The sequence below is a fragment of the Thalassotalea euphylliae genome (assembly GCF_003390395.1).
GTDB lineage: Bacteria > Pseudomonadota > Gammaproteobacteria > Enterobacterales > Alteromonadaceae > Thalassotalea_F > Thalassotalea_F euphylliae_C.
In genome coordinates this window covers 1,174,166-1,196,887 of record NZ_QUOV01000001.1, presented here as the reverse complement: position 1 = coordinate 1,196,887, position 22,722 = coordinate 1,174,166, and the positions used below count along the sequence as shown (strand labels likewise).

The 22,722-nt window shown below is 41.3% G+C and carries 24 protein-coding genes; 16 read left to right on the top strand and 8 right to left on the bottom strand.

What is annotated here, in order from left to right:
* Positions 1-9: 9 nt before the first annotated feature.
* The 4 genes from DXX92_RS05335 to DXX92_RS05320 are packed head-to-tail and all read right to left on the bottom strand — an operon-like array spanning position 10 to position 3,205.
* The gene (locus DXX92_RS05335) at positions 10-939 is read right to left on the bottom strand and encodes a thiamine pyrophosphate-dependent dehydrogenase E1 component subunit alpha (protein WP_115999503.1); all 930 of its coding nucleotides are present in this window, start codon (positions 937-939) and stop codon (positions 10-12) included.
* Positions 940-944: 5 nt separating this feature from the next.
* On the bottom strand, positions 945-1,496 hold the full coding sequence (locus DXX92_RS05330) for an NUDIX hydrolase (RefSeq protein WP_115999502.1): 552 nt from the start codon (positions 1,494-1,496) through the stop codon (positions 945-947).
* Positions 1,493-2,506 (bottom strand): GDP-mannose 4,6-dehydratase, encoded by a 1,014-nt coding sequence (locus DXX92_RS05325; RefSeq protein ID WP_115999501.1) that lies wholly within the window; start codon positions 2,504-2,506, stop codon positions 1,493-1,495. Before DXX92_RS05325 ends, DXX92_RS05330 begins: the two co-directional genes overlap by 4 nt.
* A 3-nt stretch (positions 2,507-2,509) precedes the next feature.
* Positions 2,510-3,205, bottom strand: a complete 696-nt coding sequence (locus DXX92_RS05320) for a nucleotidyltransferase family protein (RefSeq protein WP_115999500.1) — start codon at positions 3,203-3,205, stop codon at positions 2,510-2,512.
* A 494-nt stretch (positions 3,206-3,699) separates the two neighbouring features.
* Here DXX92_RS05320 and DXX92_RS05315 point away from each other — a divergent pair, with 494 nt between their 5' ends.
* The 16 genes from DXX92_RS05315 (at position 3,700) to DXX92_RS05240 (ending at position 18,594) form a co-directional block, all read left to right on the top strand.
* Positions 3,700-4,971: a motility associated factor glycosyltransferase family protein gene (locus DXX92_RS05315; protein WP_115999499.1), complete on the top strand. Its 1,272-nt coding sequence runs from the start codon at positions 3,700-3,702 to the stop codon at positions 4,969-4,971.
* On the top strand, positions 4,956-5,234 hold the full coding sequence (locus tag DXX92_RS05310; protein ID WP_115999498.1) for a hypothetical protein: 279 nt from the start codon (positions 4,956-4,958) through the stop codon (positions 5,232-5,234). The genes DXX92_RS05315 and DXX92_RS05310 overlap by 16 nt, the downstream gene beginning before the upstream one ends.
* Positions 5,235-5,272: 38 nt before the next feature.
* Positions 5,273-6,199 carry an aldo/keto reductase gene (locus tag DXX92_RS05305; protein WP_115999497.1) on the top strand — a complete coding sequence of 309 codons (927 nt, stop codon included), beginning with the start codon at positions 5,273-5,275 and terminating at the stop codon, positions 6,197-6,199.
* A gap of 123 nt (positions 6,200-6,322) precedes the next feature.
* Positions 6,323-7,138, top strand: a complete 816-nt coding sequence (locus DXX92_RS05300; protein ID WP_115999496.1) for a cytidylyltransferase domain-containing protein — start codon at positions 6,323-6,325, stop codon at positions 7,136-7,138.
* 6 nt (positions 7,139-7,144) lie between these two features.
* Positions 7,145-8,434: an aminotransferase class III-fold pyridoxal phosphate-dependent enzyme gene (locus DXX92_RS05295; RefSeq protein WP_115999495.1), complete on the top strand. Its 1,290-nt coding sequence runs from the start codon at positions 7,145-7,147 to the stop codon at positions 8,432-8,434.
* A gap of 20 nt (positions 8,435-8,454) precedes the next feature.
* Positions 8,455-9,636 (top strand): UDP-2,4-diacetamido-2,4,6-trideoxy-beta-L-altropyranose hydrolase, encoded by a 1,182-nt coding sequence (gene pseG / locus DXX92_RS05290; protein ID WP_115999494.1) that lies wholly within the window; start codon positions 8,455-8,457, stop codon positions 9,634-9,636.
* The gene (locus tag DXX92_RS05285; RefSeq protein WP_115999493.1) at positions 9,626-10,267 is read left to right on the top strand and encodes a formyltransferase family protein; all 642 of its coding nucleotides are present in this window, start codon (positions 9,626-9,628) and stop codon (positions 10,265-10,267) included. Before pseG ends, DXX92_RS05285 begins: the two co-directional genes overlap by 11 nt.
* Positions 10,260-10,952 carry a methionyl-tRNA formyltransferase gene (locus DXX92_RS05280; protein WP_115999492.1) on the top strand — a complete coding sequence of 231 codons (693 nt, stop codon included), beginning with the start codon at positions 10,260-10,262 and terminating at the stop codon, positions 10,950-10,952. Before DXX92_RS05285 ends, DXX92_RS05280 begins: the two co-directional genes overlap by 8 nt.
* A gap of 45 nt (positions 10,953-10,997) precedes the next feature.
* The gene (gene pseI / locus DXX92_RS05275) at positions 10,998-12,056 is read left to right on the top strand and encodes a pseudaminic acid synthase (protein WP_115999491.1); all 1,059 of its coding nucleotides are present in this window, start codon (positions 10,998-11,000) and stop codon (positions 12,054-12,056) included.
* The gene (locus DXX92_RS05270) at positions 12,049-12,753 is read left to right on the top strand and encodes a PIG-L deacetylase family protein (protein ID WP_115999490.1); all 705 of its coding nucleotides are present in this window, start codon (positions 12,049-12,051) and stop codon (positions 12,751-12,753) included. The genes pseI and DXX92_RS05270 overlap by 8 nt, the downstream gene beginning before the upstream one ends.
* Positions 12,754-13,022: 269 nt before the next feature.
* Positions 13,023-14,210: an N-acetyl sugar amidotransferase gene (locus tag DXX92_RS05265; RefSeq protein ID WP_115999489.1), complete on the top strand. Its 1,188-nt coding sequence runs from the start codon at positions 13,023-13,025 to the stop codon at positions 14,208-14,210.
* Between the two features lie 5 nt (positions 14,211-14,215).
* On the top strand, positions 14,216-14,887 hold the full coding sequence (gene hisH / locus DXX92_RS05260) for an imidazole glycerol phosphate synthase subunit HisH (RefSeq protein WP_115999488.1): 672 nt from the start codon (positions 14,216-14,218) through the stop codon (positions 14,885-14,887).
* A 22-nt stretch (positions 14,888-14,909) separates the two neighbouring features.
* Positions 14,910-15,668: an imidazole glycerol phosphate synthase subunit HisF gene (gene hisF, locus DXX92_RS05255; protein ID WP_115999487.1), complete on the top strand. Its 759-nt coding sequence runs from the start codon at positions 14,910-14,912 to the stop codon at positions 15,666-15,668.
* A 1-nt stretch (position 15,669) separates the two neighbouring features.
* Entirely contained in the window at positions 15,670-16,692 is a 1,023-nt protein-coding gene (locus DXX92_RS05250; RefSeq protein WP_115999486.1) for a formyltransferase family protein, read from the top strand.
* A 2-nt stretch (positions 16,693-16,694) separates the two neighbouring features.
* Positions 16,695-18,014, top strand: coding sequence for a DUF4910 domain-containing protein (locus DXX92_RS05245; RefSeq protein WP_115999485.1), 1,320 nt, complete (start codon positions 16,695-16,697; stop codon positions 18,012-18,014).
* A gap of 4 nt (positions 18,015-18,018) precedes the next feature.
* Entirely contained in the window at positions 18,019-18,594 is a 576-nt protein-coding gene (locus DXX92_RS05240) for a GNAT family N-acetyltransferase (protein ID WP_115999484.1), read from the top strand.
* 97 nt (positions 18,595-18,691) lie between these two features.
* Here DXX92_RS05240 and DXX92_RS05235 read toward each other — a convergent pair whose 3' ends face one another.
* From DXX92_RS05235 to fliS, 4 genes are all read right to left on the bottom strand, one after another.
* Positions 18,692-19,462, bottom strand: coding sequence for a TylF/MycF/NovP-related O-methyltransferase (locus DXX92_RS05235; RefSeq protein WP_115999483.1), 771 nt, complete (start codon positions 19,460-19,462; stop codon positions 18,692-18,694).
* 281 nt (positions 19,463-19,743) lie between these two features.
* Positions 19,744-21,759, bottom strand: coding sequence for a motility associated factor glycosyltransferase family protein (locus tag DXX92_RS05230; protein ID WP_181901696.1), 2,016 nt, complete (start codon positions 21,757-21,759; stop codon positions 19,744-19,746).
* A 196-nt stretch (positions 21,760-21,955) separates the two neighbouring features.
* On the bottom strand, positions 21,956-22,270 hold the full coding sequence (locus DXX92_RS05225; RefSeq protein ID WP_147301932.1) for a hypothetical protein: 315 nt from the start codon (positions 22,268-22,270) through the stop codon (positions 21,956-21,958).
* Between the two features lie 4 nt (positions 22,271-22,274).
* Positions 22,275-22,721: a flagellar export chaperone FliS gene (gene fliS / locus DXX92_RS05220; RefSeq protein ID WP_115999480.1), complete on the bottom strand. Its 447-nt coding sequence runs from the start codon at positions 22,719-22,721 to the stop codon at positions 22,275-22,277.
* Between the last annotated feature and the right edge of the window lies 1 nt (position 22,722).

The window sequence follows — 22,722 nt, the reverse complement described above, 5'->3', positions numbered from 1 at the left end:
ACTTCTTTATTAGAAGATGTCTTCAAGTAAGTGTTGTTGAGTTGGAAGTGGGCTGTTTTCCGCAAAGTTGACGCTGTCTTCTATTTCGGCCAGCAGGGCTTCTTTAAACAACGAAATAGTTTCGTTATCAATAACCAGTGGATCTTTTGACTTCCATTCATCAACAGCTTGCTCAGTTCGATAACCACCAGAAAAGTCTTCACCAGGGCCAACATGCTCTTTATAGCGACACGTATGAATTTCAATAAACACTGGGCGAGGACGCTTTTTAACCGATGCTACGAGCGTTTTCATGTAGTCAGCGACAGCAACAAAGTCGTAACCACTTTCAAGCTTATGTGTTTCAATACCATAGGTATTGGCATGCGCTAGAATTTGATAACTTTGCCTTTCGTCAAGCGACGAATGAACGGCATACTGGTTGTTTTCACAAACAAATATCAACGGAATTTGATGCAAAGCTGCGTAGTTGAGTGATTCATGGTAGCTTCCCTCTTCGGTTGCACCATCACCAAAAACCACCACATTAATTTGATTTTTATTGAGTAATTTTGCCGCCAACGCAGAACCCACAGCATTTGAAATACTGCTTGCCACGACGGCGGATGTGCCAACAAAGCCAACCTCAGGTGCAGCCAAGTGCATCGAGCCACCTTTGCCTTTACAGCAACCATCAACACGCCCATATAACTCAGCCATCATGGCATTGAGGCTGCCGCCTTTAGCGAGATAAAACGCATGAGAGCGATAGGTTGAAAATAATAAATCGCTCGGTGTCAGTGCCTCACATATGCCAACAGCCACAGCTTCTTGACCTATAGATAAATGAACTGGGCTTTGAATTTTATCAGTGTGATATCGACTAATGATATCTTCTTCTACCAGCCTTATTCTCAGCGCCTTTTTAAACAGGTCTTGATATATAGGTAGTTGTTTCATTAATTTTATTTACCTTTGAGTGCCATATACATGACGTCTTGCTTCGGACAAAGCAATAACTTAGCCAGAATTAATGCGGGTAGTGCTACGTAGATTTTATTAGCAAGTAGCATTTGTTGGATCTGCTCATACGAAAACCACTGGCGTTCCGTGATTTCGCTATCAAAGCCCTGTCGTTCAGACCATTGTTGCTCTGTCACTTCGGCCGCATAAATATACGGCGCCTCGACATAGCGATTCGGGCATATAGACATACTATCTAATGCGATAAGCTGTTCTTTCGTAATTGTTATTCCGGCTTCTTCGCAGACTTCTCTTATCGCACCTTGTTTAGGGGACTCGTTTGTATAGCAGCCCCCTGCAGGTAATTCCCAAGTACAGTCATTAATAACTGGCCGCTTCACTATAACAAGCAGTACATGCTTATTCTTTATCACCAGCACTGCCACCTGCTTACCTTTGGGCTCATGTGTGAGGTAACCGCCACGATTGTTAACAGTAAACCAGTCGTTCTCATATTCAATCACAACTGGCTTTAAGTCAGGACATAAAGTCATCGCTGTAAAAAGTTTTCCTTAGCTCGAACTTTCGCACGCCAATAATCAAGCAAATCATTCATCGTTTGCTCAAAACTAATTTGTGGTTTCCACCCGGTGTGTGTTTGAAACTTTTGCGTATCTGGTAATTGCAGGTCAGCGTCTAGTGGTCTTACACGTGAAGCTTCTTGTTCTACTTTGATTTCACTCACTGTTGAGCGTGAAATCAGGTAATTGAGCATGTCTTCAACGGTGCAGGAGTAACTGCCGCCAATATTGTAATATTCGCCAGCGACTGGGTTCGTTGTAACAAGCAGGTAGTATGCACGAACAGCATCTCTAACATCTGCCCATGTGCGCAGTGACTGCAAATTTCCGGTTTTCACCACTGGTGGCAACATACCGGCTTCAATCATGGCAATTTGCTTAGCAAAGCTCGACTCTGCAAATACATCACCACGTCTAGGACCAGTATGAGTGAACATGCGGGTTGTTAAACACTTTTGCCCATAAGCCTCAGCGTGAAAACGACCAATTAAATCTGTACCTATTTTAGAGATGGAATAAGGAGACGCTGGGTGAAAGCTACACTCTTCCCCTATTGGCAACTTTTCTTTGGGAACTCTGCCAAATACTTCAGAAGAAGAACAAACGTGAATCACAGGGTCTACTGTCGGATGGTGTCTAAGCGCTTCCAACAACCGCTCTGTACCTAGTATGTTTGTATCTAGTGTTTGCAAAGGCGCAGTAAAGCTAGTTGCAGGATAACTTTGCGCTGCCAAATGGAAAACATAATCGGGCTTGCTCTGCTCAACCACATTGACTAGCGACACATAGTCAGTTAAATCGCCATCGAGAAAGTAAACCCTGTCTTTTGCATTAACACGAGGTAACAGGTGTTGCACATTATCAAGCGGACTGCGCCAACGACACATACCGTAAATATCCCAGTCTGTATTATCGAGTAGGTAGTCTGCTAAATGAGAGCCTACCATTCCGGTAATACCCGTGATTAGTGCTTTTTTTGGCATGTTTTATCCTAATTTTAAACAAGCGTTGCGATAAGACGCTGGCGTACCAATATCGTAAAGTGGAGAGTTTACTGTAAATCCTACAGTTTTAGACAATACCTTGGGAAAGAAGTCGTGTTCTAACGAAAACTGATTATCACGAGGAAAACTCGCGGTGATTGGCTTTTCAAACAAATAAACGCCGCTGTTAACCAACCCTTGGCGTTTTACCGGAGACTTTTCTTCAAATGCCGTTAATTGTCCTTGTCCGTTCAAACTTACCGTACCAAACGCACTAGCATCTTCGACTTGAGTCAATAACATAGTAATTTGAGCATTTGACATTTGATGGTGGTGCTCCATCAAATCCAAGTCACACTGACAAAATGAATCACCATTCAATACAAAAAACGATTCTGATTGAACCTGTGCTAAAGCATTTTTGACTGCCCCGCCGGTGCCTAATGGCTCATTTTCTTCGACAATGGTAAGCATAATATTCGTCTCAATTAACCCAAGATGGCACTTGATATAGTCAGCCTTGTATCCTGCTGACAGAATAACTCGCTCGACACCACTTTTCTGTAAATAGTCTAATAAGAAGGAGAGAAACGGGCGGCCATTAAAATCAGCCATAGGCTTAGGGCGATCGTTCACGACAGCGCTCAACCGAGTACCAAGGCCACCAACAAGGATGATTGCCTCTTTAGTTTTTAACATTTTGACTACTCTCAGCTAAATTAGGTCGTACAACATTAATGGAAACACAATAAGACAGACGCGTATTAAACGCTATCTCTATGACTAGGGCATTGATCATAAATAATAATTTATGTTTTAACAAATTGTAACGCGTTCTATATCAACGCCTTGAGCTGCGAGTTAAAGGGTTACTTATCAAAGATTAACCATAGACTAACGTTTGTGTCAGGGGCACTTGCTAAAGTATTCTTTCAGTACAATTAAGTCGCTATCAGTATTTTAATCACCCAGCGCCCCCCATAATCGGCGTCAATTTAGCATTTAATCTATTGATAATAATGATACTATCGCTAAACTTACTCGCCGCGTTATGAATAGCTATTAACTTAAACATTTGCTTTCTTCTATAGCTTTTTCCTTGGATAGTAACTGCCAAACGGCTACCACATTAGTTTAGCCTTTATACTGTTCAGCGTTCGCAATGAAATAAACACATTTATATCAGGTGGTAGATGAGCTTTTTGCAAAGTAATTTAGATATAGTCAAGGCGAGATGGCCCAAACTTTACCAAGCAATAGAAAGTGCCGACCTTTCAGCACTAACGGTAGAGTCAGAGCAGAATACGCTAATAATTAATAACATTCAGCTGACCACCAACTACGATCACGCTCATGAGGCTGCATTACAACTCAGTCGTATTCCCACAACAGCCGAATCTGCTTTTATTTACGGCACAGGGTTAGGTGACACAGCAAGACTAGCGCTAAGAAACAAAAACTTAAAGAATATTCATATTATTGTGCTGAACATTGGTGTTTTTGCCCATGTAATGAATGCGCTTGATCATACTGACTGGCTCAATGCTAAAGAAATAACACTTCATCACTATAATGACATTAATGAAGTATATGCACCGTTTTGTGCCAACCCTGCTGAACTCACCCTTGCGAGTGATGAATGTGCGACGTTGAAGGACCGCATTCTCTTGGAGCTTAATCAAAGCTACATCGAATCAAAGCAGGCATTACCTCAAGTAGCAAAAACCATTGAAAACAATTTGAGTTTTATAAACAGTGATAAGTCTATTGCTGCACTACCCAAGTCCAAGAGCGACATAATTTATATTGCCGCAGCAGGTCCAACGCTAGAGAACCATTTATCTTGGTTAGCAGAAAATAAGCCATTTATTATCGCTGTTGATGCGAGTGTAAAAACGCTACTTGCACATAGAATTACGCCCGATATTGTAGTTTCAATTGACGCTTTAGCACACAACATGTTTAATCAAGATGACTACAATAAGCTTGCGGCGGCAGCCCTAGTTTACTTCCCAAGCATATCCACACATGTTGTTGAACAATGGCAAGGCAAACGTTACTTTAGCTATAGCAACACGCCGATGTACCAAGCCTACAAGTCACAAATAAATAGCCCTACCTTGTTTTCAGCGGGCAGTGTCATTCACCCAGCGATTGATCTTGCAGCATTTATTGGGGGGAAATCTATTGTTTTGCTTGGCGCTGATTTTGCTTTTACTAAAAATAAAAGTCATGCAAATCCAGAAAAATCAGCTGAAAGTAAAACCCCCCTCAATTTCGCTGTTGAATTTGCTAATGACTGGGTCTTTAACGGTCATGGAGAAAAAGTTGCGACTATGCCTAATTTAAAAGGTTACCTGCGAGACTTAGAGCGTTATATAGACGCAAACAGCCAGATCAAATTTTTAAACGGTAGCCTAGAAGGGGCACAAATTGCAGGAACATCGTTATGGCAAGCCAAATAGAGCAAATAGCTAAAGAAGCGCAACAGGTCGCAAACGCTTTTCGATTGGGGTATGAAGGCGAAGCCAGTACCCTATATATTGATTTTATTGATGCATTAACTGCACTGCTCGCAGCTCACTCTTTAACAGGAAACCGCGTATTCAATGAGCTTTTTCAAGTCATGATTGATGCCCATAAGAGAGGCGATAAATTATTCCTCGCAGATATTTTACAATATGAAATGCCTGCAATTTTGCGTCAACATATTGATGAATCACCTTAACAGCTTGTTTTGATCTTTCTAGAATAAAGCGCTATCGCATGAAACTAGCCTTAGGCACAGTACAATTTGGATTAGATTACGGCGTCAGCAACTCTGCTGGCCAAGTTAATAAGTTACAAGTAAAAGAAATACTGAAAAGCGCTCATCGAGCGGGTATTAGTGTGCTCGATTGCGCGAGTGTCTATGGCAATAGTGAGCAAGTACTTGGCGAGCTTGAAGTCAGTCGACAGTTTAGTATTGTCACTAAAATCCCTAAGCTTGATAGCAAAACTAAAAGCATTATTCCTCTGGTTAAGAACAGCTTAAATTTGCTCAATGTTGAGCACTTAGAAGCGGTACTTTTTCATCATGCAGACGACTTGCTTCTACACCCTAAACGCAAGACTTTCTATCGCGAATTAGCTGAAATGAAACAGCAAGGAGTTGTTAATCGTGTTGGTGCTTCGCTTTACTCGCCACAACAGTGGCAGCAGTTAAAAAAGCAATATCAGTTAGATCTATTGCAAGTACCTGCTAACGTTTTGGATCAGCGTTTTGTCTCAGACAGGCTTTTTGAGGATTACCAAAAACACGGTGTAAAAATTCATTGTCGCTCCGCATTTTTACAAGGTTTGCTATTGATGCCTGCCACTGAGCGGCCTCAATATTTTAAGCCTTATCAAGCCACACTTGAAAAATTCGACCAGCTGGCGATAACACTCGCCTGCTCTCCGCTCACATTATGCTTAGCCTTGTTTGATATGTTAGCAAGGCAAATTAAAGCGAATCCTAAAATTGACGATAATACTATTGAACAAATAGTTGTTGGCTGTTGTTCACACGCGCAGTTAGACGAAATAGTAGAGGCGTATCACATGTCGAAACAACTCCCGCTTTCTACACAGGAGCTTACAAAAAAGTTAAGCGAACTTAGTTCACAAGCACAAGCCTTGATTAATCCGAGTTTATGGCAAATTACTAAGTAAATAACACCTAAATTCAGCTGTATTCCGCCTTTAAGAGAGCGACTTGGATTAGATGGCTTTGTTAAAGCAACATTGATAAAACGACCTTGATAGAACGCCCCTAATAGAAAAATAGGTAAGTAAATGCAAACCGAAACCTCTCCGATAAATAGCAAGCCAAAGGTTGTTGCTATTTTGCAAGCCCGAATAAGTTCGAGCCGCCTCCCTGGTAAAGTGCTAAAGCCTATCCTTGGCAAGCCTATGCTTGCCCATCATCTTCAACGTCTTGCAAATTGCCAACACATCAATCAATTAGTTGTAGCAACCTCTGACAACAAAGAAGATCAGGCTATCGTCAGGCTTTGTCAGCAGCTAGACATTTCATGCTACACAGGCAGCTTAAACAATGTGCTTGACCGCTTTTACCAAGCAGCCAAGCACTATCAAGCAGATATCATCGTTCGATTAACCGGTGACTGTCCTCTAGCTGATGCAAAAATAATTGATCAAGTTATTGAAATGCATATCGAACAAGGCAATGACTACACCTCAAATGTTGAACCTGCCACTTTTCCTGACGGATTTGATGTTGAAGTATTTAATATGGTTCAACTCATCACAGCTAAGGAGAGAGCAGAAAAGCCCTCTGAGCTAGAACACGTCACTCCTTTTATTCGCAACATTCTGGCACAGAAAAAAGGCAACTACTCATCAACAATTGACTACTCGCATTATCGCTTAACGGTTGATGAACCAAGTGACTTCATCTTGATTGAAAAAATTTATCAGACACTAGGGCAACAAGGACAATATTTTGACAGCGAACAAATCTACCAACTATTGGTGGAACAACCTGAACTAGCAAAGATTAATCAAGGTATTATTCGTAATGAAGGGTACTTAAAATCAATTGAGCAAGAGCAAAGTGTCGCCCTTAAATCACAAGAAAATAAGCATTAATTTACTATGACCAGACAATATCCATCATCTGAGCAATGGTTAAAAAGAGCCGAGCAAACCATTCCGCTTGGATCGCAAACCTTTAGCAAAAGTAAAACACAATTCCCAGTAGGTGCGGCACCTCTTTACCTAGAAAAAGGTGAAGGTGCGAGAGTTTGGGATATCGACGGCAACGAATATATCGACTTTATGAATGGCCTGCTGTGTGTGTCACTCGGCTATGCTGATGAAGATGTTACCCAAGCAGTTTATCAACAAATTCAAACGGGTGTGAGCTTTTCATTACCACACAAGTTGGAAGTTGAAGTAGCAGAAAAGCTTGTCGAACTTATCCCATGTGCAGAAAAAGTGCGTTTTGGGAAAAATGGCTCAGATGCGACCTCGGCAGCAATTAGACTAGCCCGTGCCTTCACAGGTAAAGACATGGTGTTGGTTTGTGGTTATCACGGCTGGCAGGATTGGTATATTGGTTCTACGGCTCGAAATTTGGGCGTACCTGAAGCCACTCAAGCATTAACGAAAAGTTTTCCATTTAACGATATTGATGCACTCAAAAGCTTAGTAAAGCAATATCATGGACAGATCGCTGCAATTATCATGGAGCCAATGAACGTTGAATACCCTAAAGACGGTTATTTATCAGAAGTGCAAACTCTAGCCAAGGCTAATGATATCGTATTCGTGTTTGATGAAACCATAACTGGCTGTAGGTTTGCTAAGGGCGGTGCGCAGGAATTGTTTGGTATAACACCCGATCTCGCCACCTTTGGAAAAGGCTTAGCTAATGGCTTTCCATTGTCTGCTATTGTTGGTAAAGCAGAGATTATGGACTTAATGGAAGACGTGTTTTTCTCTGGCACATTTGGTGGTGAAACCGCGTCATTAGCTGCTGCTAAAGTGGTACTTGATAAAGTTGATAACCTCAATATACCAGATCAACTTGCGCGCACAGGGCAATACTTATTAACTGAATTAGACAAGCTAATTGTTAAATATAACTGCCAACAGTTTGCCAGTACGGCAGGGCACCCCTCATGGTCATTTCTACAACTAATAGATTGCAATGGCTATTCGAGTTTTGAAATAAAAACCCTATATATGCAGGAAATGCTCGCTCGAGGAATTTTAACGTTTGGCTCGCACAATATAAGTTATTCACACACAAATGAAGATATCGCCACCCTGCTGGCTTGCTACGAAGAAGTACTACCGATACTAAATACAGCAATAAACAATCGAACGGTGATTGAACAGTTGCAATGCGAACCACTTGAACCGCTGTTTAAAGTTAGATAGTCAAGCACAGGTTTGCCTCAATGATTAATATTGCGATACGAGCCGATTCTTCGACGGTTATTGGCACAGGTCACATCATGCGGTGCTTGACATTAGCTAATGCCATCAAAAAAACTCTGAGGGCAAATATCTACTTTTTCTGCCGACAGGCTGAAGGCAATATCAGCCAACTCGTATTGGATGCAGGGTTTGATCTAGTTCAGATGGCGGCACCAACCTCTCGGTCAAATGGAGCATCAACGAAAAAAAGCTCTGAAAAATTAGCACACAGTGAATGGCTCGGCGAAACTCAAGAAAATGATGTCAAAGAGTTTATTGCATTGGCAAAAAACCAACTATTAAACAAAAAACTATCAGATTGTATTAGTGTCTCGTCAAGGTTCGATTTTATCATTACCGACCATTATGGAATCGATGCTAGGTGGCACCAGCAAGTTCGAAATATCACCAGAAAAATAGTTGTCATTGACGATATAGCTGACAGAGCTCATGAGTGTGACTTTCTGATAGATCAGACATTTTTATGCCCAGTATCTCGCTATAAAAAGCTAACGCCAGCACATAGCCAAACATTGCTTGGTACTGACTATGCCATGCTAAGGGACGAATTCAACCTTGTGTACTCAAAAGGGGTAAGCAAGCAAGAAATTTACACACAGAGAAAAGAGCGCCTGCATATTCAGCAGGGAGCTACTCGACTCCTGATCATGTTTGGTGGTACTGATCCCGATAACCTGACACTGCAGGCACTAACTTTGCTTGGTAAAACATCTAATTTCCGATTGATTGATGTCATCATAGGTACAAGCGCTAAACATATAGCGCAAGTTATGGAGTTTTGTCAGCTGCATGATGAAATGACCTTACATATAGCACCCAGTAATATTAGTGAGTTGATGTTATCAGCAGATATAGCCATTGGTGCCGCCGGCACAACCTCGTGGGAGCGATGTGCCGTTGGTTTGCCGACAATATTGATTGTGCAGGCGAGCAACCAAAATGATATTGCTGCGGCTTTAACAAGTGAAAATGTATGCCTTAGCTACCAGAAAAATCAGCTCACTCATGTTGTGACTGAGCTGCTGCCCAGCATACAAACGCATGTTAGCGAGTTAGAATCGATGATAAACAACAGCCTTAAAGTCTGTGATGGGCAAGGCTGTCAAAGAATTGTAGATAAGGTATTTAGCCGTGTTCAATAAAGTGAGCGTATTAGTAGATAACAACTCTTGGATCCTTGTATATGCCGAACAACTAGTGGACGAACTCATTGCACGAGGCATAACCGCGGCACTTTATCGTAATCAGGCCGATATTCCTAAGGGTGATGTTTGCTTTTTATTAGGGTGCACACAGCTAGTAATTGAAGATGTACTAGCTCGCAATAAATATAACCTCGTTGTGCATGAAAGTGCTTTACCACAAGGTAAAGGATTTGCACCGATGGCTTGGCAAATCATTGCCGGCCAACATATCATTCCTGTCTCTTTGATTGAAGCGAGCACCGAAGTTGATAGTGGTGATATATGGCTACAAGAAAACATTGTATTGACAGGCAACGAGCTTTGTCGAGAATGGCGAGCAATGCAAGGAGAGATATCCGTTAGGCTGGCACTTAGGTTTGTTGATCAGTATGAACAACTAAGCCCCACTCCACAGCAAGGTAAAGAGAGCTTCTACCCTAGAAGAACCCCCCTTGATAGTGAGCTTGATCCAAGGTTGTCACTAAATGAGTTAATGCCATTACTAAGAACAGTTGATAACCAAAACTATCCGGCATTTTTTTACTACAACGGCCAGAAATTCAGACTTGAGATTCACAAAGATGACTAATTATATCGTTGCAACGATTAAGCCTTGGAACATCGCCCAGTTTCACCAACATCAAGCAACACTGCCTGGTAACTGGCATTTAATTTCGGAGCCGAAACAATTAACCGTCGCGTATCTTGAGGCGATAAAACCAAAGTATATTTTCTTTCCACATTGGAGCTGGTTGGTGCCACAATCAATCATTAGCCAATTTAATTGCGTGGCATTTCACATGACTGATTTACCTTATGGCCGTGGTGGCAGCCCGCTACAAAATTTAATAAGTCGCGGACATCAAGATACCATGTTGAGCGCGCTACAAATGACAGAAACGTTTGATGCTGGCCCCATTTACGCCAAACAACCGTTGTCTCTCAAAGGTAGTGCTACTGAAATTTTTCAACGTAGCGCTCAGTTAACGTTTGAAATGATTACCAATATTGTCAAAAATGAACCTAAACCAATACCTCAGCAAGGTGAAGTTACCGAGTTTAAGCGACGTACACCTGAGCAAAGCCATATCAATGGTGAACAAACGCTCGATAAAATATACGATTTAATAAGGATGCTAGACGCTGATGGTTACCCAAGTGCTTTTATTGAGCATGGCAACTATCAATTAACCTTTAGCCAAGCTAAGCTCGATGGAGAGCAGCTTAGCGCAACGGTAACGTTTAGCCCCAAAACGCTAGCTTCAACCAAGTAGCCATGGCTTACCCAAAAATTAAAAATTACTAATTACTGATTACTAATGACCAACAGTGAAATAGAAATCGCAGGCCGAAAGATTGGCCCAAAACACAAACCCTATATTATTGCTGAGCTTTCTGCTAACCATAACGGTGATCTGGCGAGCGCATTAGCAACAATAGAGCAAGCTGCTCATTGCGGTGCTGACGCCATAAAAATACAGTCATACACACCAGATACGATGACGATTGACTGCGACAAACCAGACTTTCAGATTGAAGGGGGTCTTTGGGATGGCTATAAACTTTACGATTTATATGAATGGGCTCACACCCCTTTTGAATGGCATCAAGCACTGTTTAACAAAGCTCAAGAAGTCGGCATTACTATTTTTTCAACCCCATTTGATGAAACAGCCGTTGATTTGCTTGAAAGCCTAAATACGCCAGCCTACAAAATAGCGTCATTTGAAGTCACCGATTTACCTCTAATAAAGCGGGTCGCACAAACAGGCAAGCCGATGATCATCTCAACGGGGATGGCTAACGAACAAGAAATCGCAGAAGCCATTGCTACAGCGCGTGATAATGGCTGTCACGAACTAGTTGTACTGCATTGTATTAGCGCCTACCCTGCGCCATATGAGCAAGCAAATTTGGCCACGATTAACGATATCGCAAAGCGATTTAATGTCCTTTCCGGTCTCTCAGATCACACATTAGGCACGGTAGCCTCGGTTAGTGCTGTTGCATTAGGCGCCTGTTTAATCGAAAAACACTTCATTCTAGATCGTACGCAAAACGGTCCTGACTCCGAATTTTCTATTGAGCCCGACGAATTGGTTCGTTTAGTGGAAGAAACAACCGCGGCCCATCAGTCTATTGGCGCTGCGGGTTATGAGCGTAAACCCGTTGAACAAGCAAGTATGAAGTTTCGCCGTTCACTTTATTTTGTTAATGAGATTGCCAAAGGCCAGAAAATTACGCCTTCAGATGTACGTAGAATTCGACCCGGTTATGGTTTAGCGCCGAAATATTTAGACCAAATAATTGGTATGCGAGCAACGCAAGATATTGAGCCTGGTACAGCCGTAGACTGGGAGTTAATTCAACATGACTAAACTGCTAGCTAATTCAAGCCTAGAAGAAAACACTGTACTCGTGGTTGCCGCGCACGCTGATGATGAGGTATTGGGTTGTGCAGGCACAATAGCCAAGCACACCGCTAATGGCGATAAAGTTGAAGTCATTTTTTTGACTGATGGGGTATCTTCTCGGGTCGACAAGGTCGATGAGTCAGTAATTGTTGCCAGACGCGATGCCGCGGCACAATCAATGAAAGTACTTAATGTTAGCGCTATTCACCAAGCAGACTTTCCGGATAACCAATTAGATACTGTACCACTATTGAGTGTGATTCACTTTATCGAGCCTATTATTGAACAACTCAAACCACAAATCGTTTATACACATTTCGCTCACGACTTAAACATTGATCACCGTATTTGTCATCAAGCCGTAATGACCGCTTGTCGCCCGCAATCAGGGCACGGTGTGAAAAGTATTTTTTCGTTTGAAGTTCTTTCTAGCACTGAATGGAACTCACCATCGCTCCCCAGTTTCACACCTCAATACATAAATAACATCAGTGATTATTGGCCACAAAAAGAACGCGCCCTGCACTGCTATCAAAAGGAAATGAGACAATTTCCTCATAGTAGAAGCTTTGAGTGTATTGAAGCCCTCGCGACATTGCGCGGAGCTACCCACGGTTTTGCCAAAGCAGAAGCTTTCTTTGTGGAACGAATTTTGAATTAAACGTTGAAATTGAAGCTGTGAAATTAAACTTTCAAAGCTCGCCGCAGCAAGAACTGTAGAAGTTGCAATTTAACGGCAAGAGGTTTCTCTGCTGTAAAAACAATACATAAATATCACACTTATATAGACAACAAATTCGTCAACGGCCCTGCTCAGTAGAGCTAAACCGGCTTAACTAATTCGCTTTGTAAGCCATTCTAAATGAACCGAGTTAGCTGAAACTTGAACCCTGCGAATTTGTTATCCACCAAACAGACTTGGAAAACACTATGCAAAAATGTACCGCCTGTAACCTGCCTGAAACCTATGAAACCATAGAGTTTGACGAGAATGGCGTGTGTAATATTTGTCGTCAAAAAGACTACAAGGATGAGAAAATCAACTGGGAAAAGCGCGCTCAAATGCTCGCGGAATTAGTCGAAAAGCACAGAGGGAAATATGAGTATGATTGTATTGTGCCTTTCTCTGGCGGCAAAGATTCGACTTACACTTTGTGGTACTTGGTGAAGAAGTTTAAAGTTAGACCTCTCGTGGTGCAGTTTAATCACGGCTTTATGCGCGACACTTTAATGGAGAACAACCGTCGAACCTTTAAAAAGTTGGGTGTTGACGTTATTTCTTTTACGCCAAATTGGAAGCTAGTTAAACGCCTCATGCTGGAAACTTTAGTACGCAAAGGAGACTTTTGCTGGCATTGTCATACGGGCATTTTCGCATACCCGATGCATATTGCGCTGAAATACCAAGTACCACTTATCTTCTGGGGCGAACCTTCTTCAGAGTACACGGCTTACTACGACTACGAAGATGAAGAAATCGAATGCGTCGACGAAACTCGCTTTAATCGCTTTATCAATTTAGGGATTACGGCTGAAGACATGTACGGTATGATCAAAGACGACTACCAATGCGATCCGCGTGAATTATCGCCTTACACCTACCCACCGCTACGTGACCTAAAGCGCCTCAAATATCAATCAGTTTGCTTAGGCTCTTTCATTCCCTGGGATGTGAAAGCAAACACAAAAATTATTCAAGAAGAGCTCGGCTGGCGTGGCGATCAAGTGGAGGGAATGCCTTGGGACGAATACTCTTACGAGAAAATAGAGTGCTCAATGCAAGGTATGCGTGATTACATCAAATACCTTAAGCGAGGCTACAGCCGAGTGAGTCAAATGGTCGCACTAGACCTGCGAAACGAACGTATAAGCAAGGAATACGGCGACAAATTAGTGGCCGAATATGAAGGAAGAAAACCTCCGTCACTAACGCTTTTCCTAGAATATTTGGGCATCAGCGAAGATCAGTTTAATCACATTGTTGCCAAGACCGTTGTGCCGCCGTTTAAGCCTGACTTTGACAATATGGAATACGCGCCCAAAACCCATGACTTTGATCGATGGTATCGCGAAGACGAGCAAGATCAGGGCATTATTTATAAAGCAAAAGTTGAATAGAAACCATGATTGGAATTCTCGATATAGGCTTGGGCAATATTCAATCTGTCTTTAATGCTGTTTATGAAAATGGCTATGATCCTATTTTGGTCACAGAGCCAAGCCAACTTGCAGACATTACTCACTTCATTATGCCTGGCGTTGGTAACTTTAGCGCTGTTAGCCAGCAACTTGAAACACTAGGGTTTACCGGAGCAATAAAAGATTTTATTGCTTCAGGCAACCCAACGCTTGGCATTTGCTTAGGTATGCAGCTATTGGCTACTAATAGCCTCGAGGGTGGGCTGTCAACTGGATTAGAGATCATTTCAGCACAAGTTAAACCGATTAATGAAATTACTGAACTGCCCGTGCCTCATGTCGGCTGGAATGAAGCTAAGTTCACGCAACAACATCCCATTTTTGAGAATATAAAAGACTGTCGAGACTTTTATTTTGTCCATAGTTATCACATGGCATGTGATAGCAGTGAAAATATATTAGCAATAACTGATTACGGTGAGCCATTGGTTTGCATCGTGGCGAAAGGCAATGTTGTTGGCGTACAGTTTCACCCTGAAAAAAGCCAGAAAAATGGCATGCAGTTACTTGAGAACTTTTGCGAGTGGGATGGCGTTTGGCAACCTAGCGAGAGCGCTCATACCATAGACCAACAAGTTACTAATATCGCTGTCTAGCATAGATATAGAAAGGTTTCGAATGCTTAAAAAACGTATCATTCCACTCATGTTGCTACTTGATGACAGGTTAGTTAAAACAACCCAATTTGATACATGGCGTGATGTTGGTGACCCGGTTAAAAGTGCTAGTGTATACAATTCTCAGTACACTGATGAGTTAGTTCTGCTCAATATCGCAAGAGAAAACCGAAGTGTTGAACAACTAGCAACGCTTATCCCTGAAATTGCCAAAGTGAGCTTTATGCCACTGGCTGTTGGTGGCGGTATCAACAGCTTTGACGATGCCGCATACTTAATCAATCAAGGCGCTGACAAAATCATTGTTAACAGCGCGGCATACTCCACGCCTGAACTTATTACACAAATCGCCAATAAATTCGGTAGCCAAGCAGTAATAACCAGTATTGATGTTAAGCAACAAGGAAATGAGCACACTTTATATTCTCATTGTGGTCAGGAAGCCGAGTCTATTAGGTTAAGTGAACATATTAATAGATGTCAGCAAGCAGGCACAGGTGAATTTATGATCCAATCTATTGAGCACGACGGCATGATGGCGGGTTTCAATATTCCACTATTAACGCAAGTAATGGCGCTGAGTAAAGTGCCAGTTATCGGTTGCAGTGGTTCCGGTGACTACCAGCACCTTAAGCAAGCATTTGTTGAAACCAATGTTAGTGCGCTTGGCTGTGGTAGCCTTTTTAACTTTTCCGACAGCAACCCGATTAGAGCAAAAAATTATCTAACAAACTATAACTTAGCGTTTAAACAGGTTTAGCATGTCAGCAAATATTCACTTTAACGGCATACAGAGCATCGTATTGATTGGCGGTGGTGACTTAATGGCTGAAAGCGCTTTAATCTTTCAGCAAAAAGGCTTCGAGGTTTTTGCTGTTATAGCGCCGCGACACTGCAATGAACAACTCGTAAAACAGCCGAAGACCTTAGTTGATTCCTTTAGCGAAAACGGAATTAAATGTGAACTTATCGCAGATATTAATCAGCTTAACTCTAGCCAACTTTCAGGGCTAATCCCAGAAGACTCTGCAGCTCTATGCTTTGGACCAGCATGGATTTTTGAGCAACATATAATCAAAGCTTTTCGCTTCGGAATGTTTAACATCAATCCAATACCAATCCCCCATTACTTGGGCGGAGCTCACTACACTTGGCAAATTCTCAACCAAAATCGTGAAGGGGGCTGTGTTTTCCAAGCCATTACAACAGAGGTAGATCAAGGCGATATTGTCGCAGAGCACAAATTTTATATTTCAGAAAGCGCGACAACACCAGATGACTACTTTATCGAAAATATTGAGCAAGGCTTAATATTTATCGCACTGATTGCCGATAGGTTTACCAGTGGCACTGAATTTACGCCCAAACCATATCAAACCGTTAATCAAGATCGCGTATATTTACCTCGACTGAGAACAGATAAACAAGCCTATATCAATTGGCAATGGCATCGAGATGATATTATTAGTTTTTGTCGAGCGTTTAGCTCGCCATACGCTGGTGCTGCGACCTTTGTTAATCAGCAAGAACTGCGCATCAAATCGATAAAGGCTATTGATTTAGCACATCCTCCCATGCACCCTTTTGCTGCAGGTGTGATTGTCAGGAAGCTCAACAATGAAGTTGTCGTTTCAGCGGTGGGGGGCTTTGTCAGCATCACTGAGCTTGAGCAAACGACCTATCAGCAACTTCGAGAAGGTATGCGATTATTTACACCAGCTTCAATATTAGACCAAGCGATGCAATATCAAGTGCAGCTAACCGCCGATGGCTTTAAGGACTAACCGTGAATAATAACAAACACAACGTCACGTCAATCGTGAAAAAGCTATTCCCCTTTGCCTACTCTATCACGGGGAAGGGGAACGATAGCGCCTTAGAGCAGTATTTAAGCGAGCTAGATTTTACTATTCACGAATATCAGTCTGGCCAAAGCCTGAATGGTTGGCATATTCCCCATGCTTGGCGAGTTACTGATGCTAGAATTTTCAAAGATGGTCAACTTGTTTATGATGCAGCATTATCCCCCCTAGGTGTGGGCACACTATCGCCATCATTTAGTGGCGAGTTAACATTAGCAGAGCTTCAACAGCACCTTGTTAGCGACCCGCAAAAACCTGAAGCAATTCCCTATCACTGGCAAAACCTCTATCGTCCACTTGAGCTTGACTGGGTAATTTGTCTACCTGACAGTCTTCGTAAAACATTGAAAGAAGGCCGTTACCGAGTCGAATTAGCGACCCAATCGACCCCAAGTACGATGAAAGTTTTAGACTTTCATTTGGCTGGAGAAACGGAAGATACCATTATTATCAACGGACATAATTGCCATCCATACCAAGCCAATGATGATATCTCTGGGTGCGCCGTAGCCATTAGAGTAATACAGGCTTTGCAGAAGAAAGGCTCTCGTAAATACAGCTACCGAGTAATAATTGCTCCGGAATTGCAAGGACCCATGTTTTGGCTAAATCAATTAACTGACATTGAACGTCAACACATCAAGGGGTGCATTCTGCTTAAATCTGTAGGTAATAAAGCGAGCTTGAGGCTTCAAAATAGTTACACAGGTACAGCAGAGTTAGACCAAGCAGCAGCATTTGCGATGCAAGAGCGATACGGTGAATTTGAGCAAGGAGGGTTTCGCACTATTTACGGTAATGATGAAACCGTATTCGAAGCACCGCCATTTAATATACCGACAATTTCACTAACACGTTGGCCCTTCCCCGAATATCACACTGATTTAGACACACCAGATAAACTCGACGAATCTGCTTTATCAGACACAGTTGATGCAACGCTAGAAGTCCTCGAACAGTTGGAGTGTAATCGTCATTATCAACGTAACTTTAAAGGTTTAGTCTGCCTTTCAGCATATGGCTTATATAAATCCATTCCACCTGTCACAGACAGTGGTGTTGATTACAATTCCTTGCATGGCCGCTGGAACAAGCTGATGAACTGTTTACCAAGAGAGCTAGAAAACAACATGTCTGTATTTGATCTCGCGACCAAATTCCAGCTACCAGTAAAAGAAGTGTTTGAATATTTAACCTTGTGGCAAGAAGCTGGTCTATTAACTGAAAATAAAACTAAGAAATAAAACGATGACCAACAAACAACTTATCAAGCTATCAAGCCCTGCTGTACCAGATATCTATCTTCAAGAAATAAGCATAGATGACGCGAGCCAGACCTACGTAGACTGGCTTAACGATCCTAAAGTTAATCAATACTTAGAAACCCGATTCTATCATCAAGATTTAGCCGCAGTGATTGACTTTATTAACGGCATCATGGCTAACCCAAACGAGCACCTGTTTACAATCAGGCTTGCCGCAAACGATCGTCATATTGGAAACATAAAAGTCGGTGGTATCAAGCCAGTACACCTTATCGGCGATGTTAGTCTTTTTATTGGCGAGAAAAGTTGTTGGGGCAAAGGCTACGCCCAGCAAGCGATTGAGCTTATTAGCCGTTATGGCTTTGAATCACTAAAGCTTAGAAAACTTTGTGCGGGTGCATACAAGCCAAATATTGGCAGCACAAAGGCATTTTTAAAAGCTGGTTATCAAAAAGATGGGATACTAAAAGACCATTATTTATTAGATGGCAAACCTTGTGATCTCGTGCAGGTCGGCTTATTTGAAGAGTCACTATCTTTACTTCCTATGCTCAACTAAGCCAGTATAAGCTAAAGTAAATTGCGGTAAGCAAAAAACTAAAAAAGACCTCAACAGTGAGGTTTTTTTAGTTTTAGGTGCTAGCTAGCCAATTGCATTACAAAACAATGTAATTAACATTCGGATAGTTAGGCATAGTCTTTACTTGGTAATCTTTAATATTCAGCTCGTCTAAAATTGACAACGTCATACCTGGGTATAAATCTGAATTAAGGGTAAATGGCATAATGACACTGCCTTTAGACATTCTTGGTAAGAAAGCTTTAAGGGCCGCTTTCGTTGGCTCGTATAAATTCATCGTTAAACTTAGAATACGTACCAAGGTTTGTTGATTGTTTTCGATATATTCTGGTGCTGTTTGGCAGATATTACCTTTTACAAGTTCCACTTTAGGGAATTGATTTAATGGTCTATCCATGTCGAAAATTTCAATACAACGCTTGAGATCGTCATAAGTATTGGCTTCATAACCACCTTCAAAAGTATGTAATCCTGACTCAGATTTAGAAAGGTGATCTTTTTCAGAAATGCTTTGATTACCTTCAAATGTATCAAAGCCAATGACTTTACAGTTGTAGTTATATGGTTCTAATGAAGCACAAAGCTTGGCAAAAGTCATGAGTCCGTTTCCATAATAAACACCACACTCAACGATGTTACCAGCAATACCACTAGTCATATTGTAGATATCAGCATAGCAAAGTAACTTGGCAAGATCTTGCCTTGACATATAGCGCATTAAGCTTTGTTGCTTATCGATTGAGCTTCCCAATGAAGACTCAAAATAGTCAATTTTTCGCTCGTTGATAGATTGCTGCTGATTAGTAGAGAACTCACTACCACCAAAATCGACTTTATTATCCGTCATAATTTTTCCTTTAAAGTTAACGTCCCTGAATCTATGTCAGGCTTTAATTACTACCAATTTGAATATTAGTAGCTTAATTGGAGAGAAAGGTCATATTTGAACCTAGACAAAGCGTTCCTCAATGTTTTGACATTTTAGAGCCCTTTGTCAGTATCTATTTGGCCAGTTTGAATGATCCAATAATTCGTAAATTTGTTACGATATCAACCAGCTAGGTGTTAACCAACACCTAGCTGGCGTAAAGAGTGAGAGTAAGTAAGCAATCTATCTTGCTATCACGCTTACTTTGGCTTAGCACTCTCTTCCAAAGGTGCAAGCCATTTAGTGTCGTAATAATGTGGTTTTAGCGCGTTTTCTTTGTAGTAGGAGATAGAGTCCTTTAAAAACTGCTTGTAATACATTGCCGCCAAAGCAAAGTCATCAAGCGCATCCTGTTCATCTACCGCTTCAAAAAGAATTCGGGCGAGCATCGCTTGAACATGCAAGACAGTTCCTTTAAGAGTTTGATAATGATGATTTCTTAAACAAACTTTGTCATCAATCAGCATCAAGAAGTGCTGTTTCAATAACTCTAAGTAAGCTTCTGAATTGCGCTCAAGATTATCAATAGCGTCAATCAGTGCTAAACAAAAAGCTTCATAGCCATCATAGTCCAAGTCATTAGCCAGTTCTTCAAATAAAGGTTCTTCACCAGCATGACTGCAATTAGCCATAATAGAGCACAATTGTTCTTTTTTATTCTCGATTACACCTGCATTGAATGTCACTGTATCTGAAGGTGTAGGCACAGCTCCTTTGATAAGCGCACCATCAGACAAATTATAAAAGTTTTGTTCAGGATACCCTGCTATCAAGTACTCTAGCGTTCTTCTTGAGCCACCAAAGAAAGAGTCTGTATGGAAAACGCCACCGAAGTTTCCTTCAAGTTCTAAATCGGAAACTGCATTTGAGTCATACATTTCAAGATCGTCACCATCTTGGGTGTAGTACATACTTTTCGCACTGTGATGACTGCCACCTTTTTTATGACCTAAATCCACCCCTAGTAAGTAAATGTTGTTAAAGCCAAAAGCTAATGCCATAGAAGAGGCTGTATTAGCTACTGTTGGATTTATAAACGGCTGTACCTCAAACAACTCTGATACACTGCTCTCCATAATAAGAGGTGCAGTTGGCTCTGCGCCCTTTAGTCCCATTACTTTTAATGGAAATTTTGCGTAAACATCAGGGTGCAGTGTTGATGGCCCCCAAAGAATCAAATTATCTAGTACCTCTGGTGGACAGTAATACTCAATTTGCTTAGCTATAGGATAGGTTCGCTCTTGCTCACAATGAATATCAGGAATGATGCCATATTGATAAAGCGCACTTAACGCGGTTCCACAACTTACAATGATTGCTTTATCTTGATGTGCTTTAATAAATTCAACTAAACCGTCTAGTGAAGGCCCATTACCGATGACCAAAACAGGGTAGTCAGACAAGGGGTTCTCATTTAAACTCCTTTTCTTAACCATCGGAACACCTTGCTTGATACTAGTCAACATATGACTTGTTGCCATCATAGCATCATCGAAAAAGCCCCACCCTTGAATAAATTCAGCGTATCTTTGCTTGAATTCAGTCGTAAGTGCACTGATTTTCTCTGCGTGATAATGAATAAAGCCATATGTTTTCGCAATATTATAGTGACCATACAAGTCGCTTTGACGGCGGACTTCTTCAAAAAAGCTCTCTTGCTCTGCGCCTAGTGAAAAGTGAATTTTAAGATCACATCGTTCAACTTTTTCTAGTACTTGAGCCCAATTAGTAATGAACAAGGATGCGTAAAATACATCTAACTCAGGCTCAATAACGTACAGGTTTTTTATGTCATGTTCGATACTCAATAGCTCGATGTGGTAACCACAACCAACACCAAAAACCATCAATGAATTGACTAATTTAGAGAGCTTTCGAACTTGATCACCATTTTTTTCAACCCTATTAACTAAGACTTTCAGGATTTGATTCAAAGTGTCTGAATGGATAAAGCCAGCTTCATTGTCATCATTCATTTCAAATGCTGCTCCAGCTGACTTTGGCTCATCTTTATATGAGTCTACTTGTCCTCTAGCAATCAAGTAGGCTGGGTAATTATATAAATATTCGTTTTCTTCGATGTCTAAAATATTTGGAAAGCCATCAACAATATCCACGACAAATCGCTTTGGCTCATAGTCTTTGAAGAAGTCATAGACATTAGGATCAAACTGCTGAAAAGCGGCCATATTATTTTGAAATTGCTGCCACAACATATCGTCGCTATGAGCAACTAGAGAAAGCCGATCAGCTATCACCTGCAATGTTGATTCATCTTGGCTTTGGCGAGTTAGTTGCTGCTTAATTTCGTTAGCTTTTACCTCAAGTTTAGCTAGCTTTTCAAGGATACTAATCGACTCATCATTTTCTGACATGACTGAAACCTAAAAATAAAAATTTAATGTAATGAAATTAAAGGGAGGTATATTGCTTGATAGCAAAGTTAGTCTTTTTTTGCTTTTTAAGCTTATCTTGGTACTTATTTTTGAAATCTTCGGCTTTTTCTTGAGGTTGTTTATCTTGTTCTTCTATCCATAATAACAGCTCTTCGAACTCGACACGTAATGCTTTGTTTTCTGGTGTGTATGATTCAAGCTCTGACTTGATTTCTGTCAATAACGTCAGCCGTTGCGCAAGTAAAAGTTGACAACCTTCGATATTGAAAGCTTCAACAAACTCGGCAATTTGATCTGTTAAACGCCTAGCCCGTTGAAACTTTTTTGCCAACACCTTAAGTACCTATATTGCCGACAGGACGATTTTTATCTCTCTCATTAAGCTTGGCAAAACCAGCCTGCTTATCTTGCTCAGAAATATTTTGCCATGCATCGCGTAATGGAATAAGAAACTCAGACACTTGGTCTAGCTGTGCAGTATCAAGTGAGGTGCTCGCTGACATGATTTGTTCAATACAATAACCATATAAAGTATTAAAATTGTCAGAAATAGCTGGTTCAGACTCTTTATCTAAAGAATCAATCAAAGAGTTTAGAATATTAACAGCCTTTGATAATGCAGTTGACTTTAGCGCTAAATCTTTTCGCTCGATAGCACCCTTTCCTATTGAAATATTCTCAAGGAGACCGTTATAAAGCATTAATATTACGGTATGAGGGTCAGCTGCCGATAAACCGCTTTCTCTATTTACTTTTTGATAAGCTCTTAGGTTATTTCTCATA